Origin of the sequence: Vibrio sp. HENC-03 (assembly GCF_000305755.2) — a bacterium.
In the GTDB taxonomy this organism is placed as follows: Bacteria; Pseudomonadota; Gammaproteobacteria; order Enterobacterales; family Vibrionaceae; genus Vibrio; species Vibrio owensii.
On record NZ_JH976121.1, the window covers coordinates 156,287 to 162,613 of the forward strand.

4 protein-coding genes are annotated in these 6,327 nt (G+C 46.5%); all 4 read left to right on the plus strand.

Annotated elements, in window-relative coordinates; genetic code table 11:
• Positions 1 to 10: 10 nt before the first annotated feature.
• The 4 genes from flgJ to VCHENC03_RS15015 all read left to right on the plus strand — a co-directional run bounded on the left by flgJ (position 11) and on the right by VCHENC03_RS15015 (position 5,823).
• Complete coding sequence (gene flgJ, locus VCHENC03_RS15030) at positions 11 to 937, plus strand: flagellar assembly peptidoglycan hydrolase FlgJ (RefSeq protein ID WP_005438655.1); 927 nt, start codon at positions 11 to 13, stop codon at positions 935 to 937.
• Between the two features lie 165 nt (positions 938 to 1,102).
• Positions 1,103 to 3,016 (plus strand): flagellar hook-associated protein FlgK, encoded by a 1,914-nt coding sequence (flgK, locus tag VCHENC03_RS15025; protein WP_005438656.1) that lies wholly within the window; start codon positions 1,103 to 1,105, stop codon positions 3,014 to 3,016.
• Between the two features lie 12 nt (positions 3,017 to 3,028).
• A complete protein-coding gene (gene flgL / locus VCHENC03_RS15020) occupies positions 3,029 to 4,219 on the plus strand; it encodes a flagellar hook-associated protein FlgL (RefSeq protein ID WP_005438657.1) in 1,191 nt (396 codons plus the stop codon).
• A gap of 449 nt (positions 4,220 to 4,668) precedes the next feature.
• Entirely contained in the window at positions 4,669 to 5,823 is a 1,155-nt protein-coding gene (locus VCHENC03_RS15015; protein WP_009705676.1) for a flagellin, read from the plus strand.
• Positions 5,824 to 6,327: the final 504 nt, after the last annotated feature.

Genomic DNA, 6,327 nt, shown 5'->3' on the forward strand with positions numbered 1-6,327 from the left:
GAGAGAAACCATGGTCAACAATCCTAACGATATCGGTTTCATTCATGACATCAGTTCCCTTGATACCCTTCGTCAAAAAGCGGTGAAAGAGGGCAAAGATGGTGAGCATGAAGCATTGCAAGCGGCCGCTCGCCAGTTTGAATCGATCTTTACTTCGATGATGTTGAAGTCGATGCGCGAAGCGAACGAAGGCTTTGAGTCGAACTTGATGAACAGCCAAAACGAAAAGTTCTACCGTCAAATGCTGGACGAGCAAATGGCGAGTAACTTAAGTGCATCGGGTTCGATGGGTTTGGCTGACATGATTGTTAAGCAGTTGACGGTTGGGCAAGGCGACGACAAGGCTGAAACTGCCATGCGCGATGCAGCAAACAATGCTGTGGAATACCGTCGTGTGGATCCGAAGAAAGCGCGTGAAATCGAGCAGCGTTTGATTGAGTCAGGTCAGCTATCACGACCAGGCTCAGAGCCATCACGTTTTGATTCGCCAGAGTCTTTTGTTAATTCAATGAAGCCATACGCAGACCGTGCAGCAAAAGCCTTGGGTGTTGAACCTTCATTGCTATTGGCCCAAGCCGCGCTAGAAACAGGCTGGGGACAAAAAGTCGTTAAGAACGCACGTGGTAGCAGTAACAACCTGTTTAACATTAAAGCTGACCGTAGTTGGCAGGGTGATAAAGTGACGACTCAAACGCTAGAGTTCCACGATAACACGCCTGTGAAAGAGACGGCGGCATTCCGTTCTTACTCCAATTACCAAGACAGCTTTAACGACTACGTCCGCTTCTTGAATGAGAACCCGCGCTACGAGACTGCCCTTCAGCAAGGTGGTGATTCTGAATCCTTCATTCGTGGCATTCACAGCGCAGGGTACGCAACTGACCCAAGCTACGCAGACAAAGTGCTGCAGGTAAAACAAAAAATCGAGAGTATGTGATTCATCCGATTACGAATGCTTGATAGATATTTTGAGAAGGCTTGCCACAGTGCAAGCCTTTCTTTTTTCGTGCTTTCTCTTTCTTTTCTAAACTGGCACACCTTTTGCTAATTGCTAACTAGGTAATCGGTCAATACCGATTTTATTTCGTTTTTGGGGGCATGTATGGCGTCAGATTTGTTGAATGTAGGTACACAAAGTGTGCTTACCGCTCAGCGACAGTTGAATACGACTGGTCATAACATTTCTAATGCGAATACAGAGGGTTACAGCCGTCAGTCTGTTATCCAAGGCACCAACGATCCGCGTCAATTTGGTGGGTCAACTTACGGCATGGGCGTGCATGTGGAAAATGTTCGCCGCTCTTGGGATGAGTTTGCCGTTAAAGAACTAAACCTTTCCACCACGAATTACGCCAGTAAGCTTGATAACGAGAAGAACCTCGATCTGCTCTCAAGCATGTTGTCTTCGGTGGCATCGAAAAAAATCCCAGAAAACATGAACGAATGGTTTGATGCGGTAAAAACCATGGCGGATACCCCAAATGACATGGGGGCGCGCAAAGTCGTGTTGGAAAAAGCCAAGTTACTCAGCGATACCCTAAACGAATTTCATGAAACTGTGCGTCAGCAATCCGATGTGGCCAATAAATCACTGGATATGGGCATTGAACGCGTGAACCAACTTGCTGTTGAGATCCGCGATGTTCATCGATTGATGATGCGTACTCCTGGTCCTCATAACGACTTGATGGACCAACATGAGAAACTGATCAAAGAGCTTTCTGAATACACCAAGGTGACGGTAACGCCACGTAAAAATTCGGAAGGTTTTAATGTCCATATCGGTAATGGGCACACCCTTGTTTCGGGAACAGAAGCCAGCCAATTGAAGATGATTGATGGCTCACCAGATGTTCATCAACGTCGCCTTGCTATGGTTGAAGGTGGTGGCATTAAAGCCATCAAATCAGACGATATTGACGGCAAAATTGGCGCGTTACTTAAGATGCGTGACGAACACATTCCACAAGTGATGGATGAGCTTGGCCGCTTAGCGACTGCGTTTTCTAGTGAAGTAAACCACCTGCAATCGCAAGGTTTGGATCACTACGGTAATGTGGGTGACCCATTGTTTACTGATGTGAACTCAGAGCGACTAGCGAAATCCCGTGTCGTTGCAGGCCCTCAATCGACGGCTGATATGGCGGTTTACATCAATGATATCAGCGCGCTGAAAGGTGGCGAATACTCATTACGCTACGATGGCGACAGCTACGCCGTGACTAAGCCAAATGGTGAAACCGTTAAGCTTAATACCGATGCTGGTAATGCGCTCTACATCGACGGAATGCGGGTTGAAGTTCGTAATGAGCCTAAAGTCGGTGAGCATGTGTTACTTCGTCCTACCCGTAGTAGTGCAGCGCAAATGAAAGTTGAAACCACGGATCCGAAAGCCATTGCTGCGCAAAGTTATGAAGCGTCGACGACCTTTGCTCAAGGTAATGCCAAATTTGAGATTGTTGATGCGGGTGATTTACGTGAATTTGAAGTGGTTGTTTCTCCAACCGGAGACCAATTTGCGGTAACCGATACCAAAGGCAACGTAATCATGGCGCCCCAGCCATATCCACCGACCGGACCGGTTTCAGTCAGTTTGCCAAGCAATCATCCCGCTTATAAAAACGGCGGCGCAACCGTATTTGAGTTAAGTGCGGGCGCATTAGCGAACGATAAATTTACCGCGAACCTAGTGCCATCTGAAGGTGACAACGGCAACTTGCGTAAGATGCAAAACATCCAAACCGACAAGAAGATGAACGGCAATGAATCGACGATCATGAGCTTGTACTTCAACTTGAACACTGATGTGGGTTTGAAAACGTCAACCGCAAGTCGACTCGCCGATGTTGCTCAGTTAGAGAGTGAAGCGGCACAAGAGCGCGTGGCGTCGATATCGGGGGTAAACCTCGATGAAGAAGCGGCAAACATGATGAAGTTCCAACAGGCGTATATGGCCTCTTCTCGTGTGATGCAGGCGGCCAATGACACCTTCAACACCATCTTGCAGTTGCGATAAAGGAGGCCTTAGATGTTAACGCGAATTTCTAGCTTCCATAACTACCAGTCGGTGCAGAACGACCTGCGCCGTCAGGAAAACAAAGTTCACCATAATCAGGAGCAATTGGCTTCTGGTAAACAGTTGACCAAGCCGAGTGATGATCCACTTGCGACGCACTATATTCAGAGCATTGGTCAACAAGAAGAGCAGTTAAAACAATATCTTGATGCCATTGTTCTGGTTCGTAACCGACTAGAAAACCAAGAAGTGGTGATTGCCAACGCTGAGCAATTTACTGATGAGTCGAAACGTATCTCGATGGAAATGATCAACGGTGCGTTTTCTCCGGAAGACCGTGCGGCGAAAAAGCGCGAATTGGAAGAGATTGCAAACAACTTCTTGGCGTTAGTGAATACGCAAGACGAATCGGGCAACTACGTTTTTGCTGGCACGAAGCCAAAATCGCAGCCTTTCTTTCGTGATTACGATGGCAGCGTGGTTTATACCGGTGACGATTACCAACGCAAGATGAAGATCGCCAGCAACATTGAGCTCGGCATCAACTATCCGGGTAATCATCTGTTTTCGGAGATCCCAAACCCGTTTGGTGATTTCGAGCCGCAATACGATTTACAAGAAGGCTCTGAGCTGTTGCTTGGTCAAGCAACGAGTGCGTCAGAAGATAACTCAAACTACAAAGTGACCTTTGTGGACATGAGTAACGGCAAGTTTGGTTACCAATTGGAAAAAGATGGCAGCATCGTACAAGTCGATGACTACTCGCCAATTGATGGCATCCAATACGAAGGCATCAATATTCAACTGAAAGGGCAGGTTTCCGCAGGGGATAGCATTACGCTAGAGCCGCGCCAAACCTTCAGTGTTTTTGATGCATTCAAAGAAACCATGCAGTGGTCGGAAAGCTCAGTATCTGACGCGTCGGCGACAGCAAAGCTGCATCAAATGACGGAAGAATTCCAAGCGGCGTTTGTTCACATGAACAAAGTCAGAACCGACTTGGGTGCTAAGTTGAGCACGCTCGATATTCAAGAGCAAAACCACGAAGATTTTAATTTGTCTCTGGCGAAAGCGAAGAGCAATTTTGAGGACTTGGATTACTCCAAGGCAGTGATTGAGTTCAGTGAGAACTCACGTGCGTTGCAAGCCTCACAACAGGCATTTGGTAAAACCAAAGACCTGACGTTGTTTAACTATATTTGATGCGCCTACCGTTTATGCGGTGAGCTCGGTATTTCAACCGTTCGATTTTAATGCCTTATGTGCCAAGCCTTAAGTGCGAGAAATCAACGAAAAATACTGAGTAATGCGATCCAAGCGGCATGATTTGACCGAAAGCGGCAATCAGACCAACGGTAATCTAGGCGGCAATAAAGAAACAGCGATTCGGCAACACAACAAAATATGAGTAAGGCAAGGCTCTTGCCCCGTATGCCCAATAACTTGTTGTTTATTTGTTCATTATTAAAAGAGCAAATAGTTTGAAACAAGTTGGCACACAAATTGTATTGATGTTGTCAGAACAGACTTACGAGATTCTAAACCCTGCCATAGGGCAGATTTAGCAAGTAATTTTTTACGGTCAGTGCTTATCCAAATGAGAGTAAAGCTGGCCGCTTCGCAAAAGCTTGCGAACTCAACAGGAGAGCAAAATGGCTGTAACAGTTAGTACTAACGTCTCCGCGATGACCGCGCAGCGTTATTTAAACAAGGCGACCAACGAGCTAAACACCTCGATGGAGCGTCTATCATCTGGTCACAAGATTAACAGTGCAAAAGACGACGCGGCAGGTCTACAGATCTCTAACCGTCTAACGGCTCAGTCTCGTGGTCTAGATGTGGCAATGCGCAACGCAAACGACGGTATCTCGATTGCCCAAACGGCAGAAGGGGCGATGAACGAAGCGACGTCAGTCATGCAACGTATGCGTGACTTGGCGATCCAATCTTCAAACGGTACTAACTCTCCAGCAGAGCGCCAAGCGATAAACGAAGAATCATCGGCATTGATTGACGAACTAAATCGTATCGCAGAAACGACATCATTTGGTGGCCGTCGTCTATTGAACGGTTCGTTCGGTGAAGCGGCATTCCAAATCGGTTCAAGCTCTGGTGAAGCGATGATCATGGCACTAACCAGCATCCGTGCGGATGACCAGCGTATGGGCGGTGTGACTTTCTTCTCTGAGAATGGCAAAGACAAAGATTGGGGCGTGGATCCAACTAAAGCGGATCTAAAAATCACGCTTCCAGGCATGGGTGAAGACGAAGACGGCAACCCAGACGATCTAGAAATCAGCATCAATGCGAAAGCAGGTGATGATATTGAAGAGTTGGCAACGTACATCAACGGCCAATCTGATATGATCAATGCGTCGGTAAGTGAAGACGGCAAACTACAAGTGTTTGTTGCGCACCCGAACGTTCAAGGCGAGATTTCAATCTCTGGTGGCCTAGCATCGGATCTAGGTCTAAGTGATGAAGCGGTACGCACATCAGTGCAAGATATCGACATGACAACCGTGCAAGGTTCTCAGAACGCGATTTCTGTACTGGATTCAGCGCTTAAGTATGTTGATTCACAACGTGCTGACCTAGGTGCGAAGCAGAACCGTCTAAGCCACAGCATCAATAACTTGGCAAACATCCAAGAAAACGTTGATGCATCGAACAGCCGAATTAAAGATACAGACTTTGCGAAAGAAACGACGCAAATGACCAAAGCTCAAATTTTGCAACAAGCAGGTACTTCGATTCTTGCTCAAGCGAAACAGTTGCCAAACTCTGCGATGTCACTATTGCAGTAGTTTACCTAGCCTGTATTCAATACATTCAGACGTGGATGGGAATGCAGGCTTATGGCAAGCAACTTTATAATAGAATGTGCGGCTCTCTCATCTCTCACCTGCCAATCATTTTCAATGTAAAGTTGCACCCGGTGTGCCGGTTATGTGTTCATTTCTCTTGATCTCCACATAGGCTCTGGCTACCAACCTAGCCCCAGTTCTCTCAAAGGAAAAGGGGCTTTTTCTTTTCTACCTCCCAGATAAAACATTCCTTTCTTTCATCTAACTCACTGCTTTCTAGCTGTTTTTGGTTGTTCTTTGCTCAATTTAGAGCGCTCGGCTTAAGCTGCAGAAACTTGAGGCTTTTTTTCTACTTTTCTCTCATTTTTCTAGCCAAATCTCGCAAATACACTTTTTTTGATTTTTTTCTAAAGCTTCTGAAATCCGAGTCGTTAATAGAAGTAACTTTGAGAGAACTACTTGGTTTTCCGAGACGTCGGAAACCGCTACATCGGAAAATCAATT

Excerpts from the sequence above, each read along its gene's own strand:
- flgJ (WP_005438655.1), top strand. The coding sequence starts at position 11 with ATGGTCAACAATCCTAACGATATCGGTTTCATTCATGACATCAGTTCC.
- flgK (WP_005438656.1), top strand. The coding sequence starts at position 1,103 with ATGGCGTCAGATTTGTTGAATGTAGGTACACAAAGTGTGCTTACCGCT.
- flgL (WP_005438657.1), top strand. The coding sequence starts at position 3,029 with ATGTTAACGCGAATTTCTAGCTTCCATAACTACCAGTCGGTGCAGAAC.
- VCHENC03_RS15015 (WP_009705676.1), top strand. The coding sequence starts at position 4,669 with ATGGCTGTAACAGTTAGTACTAACGTCTCCGCGATGACCGCGCAGCGT.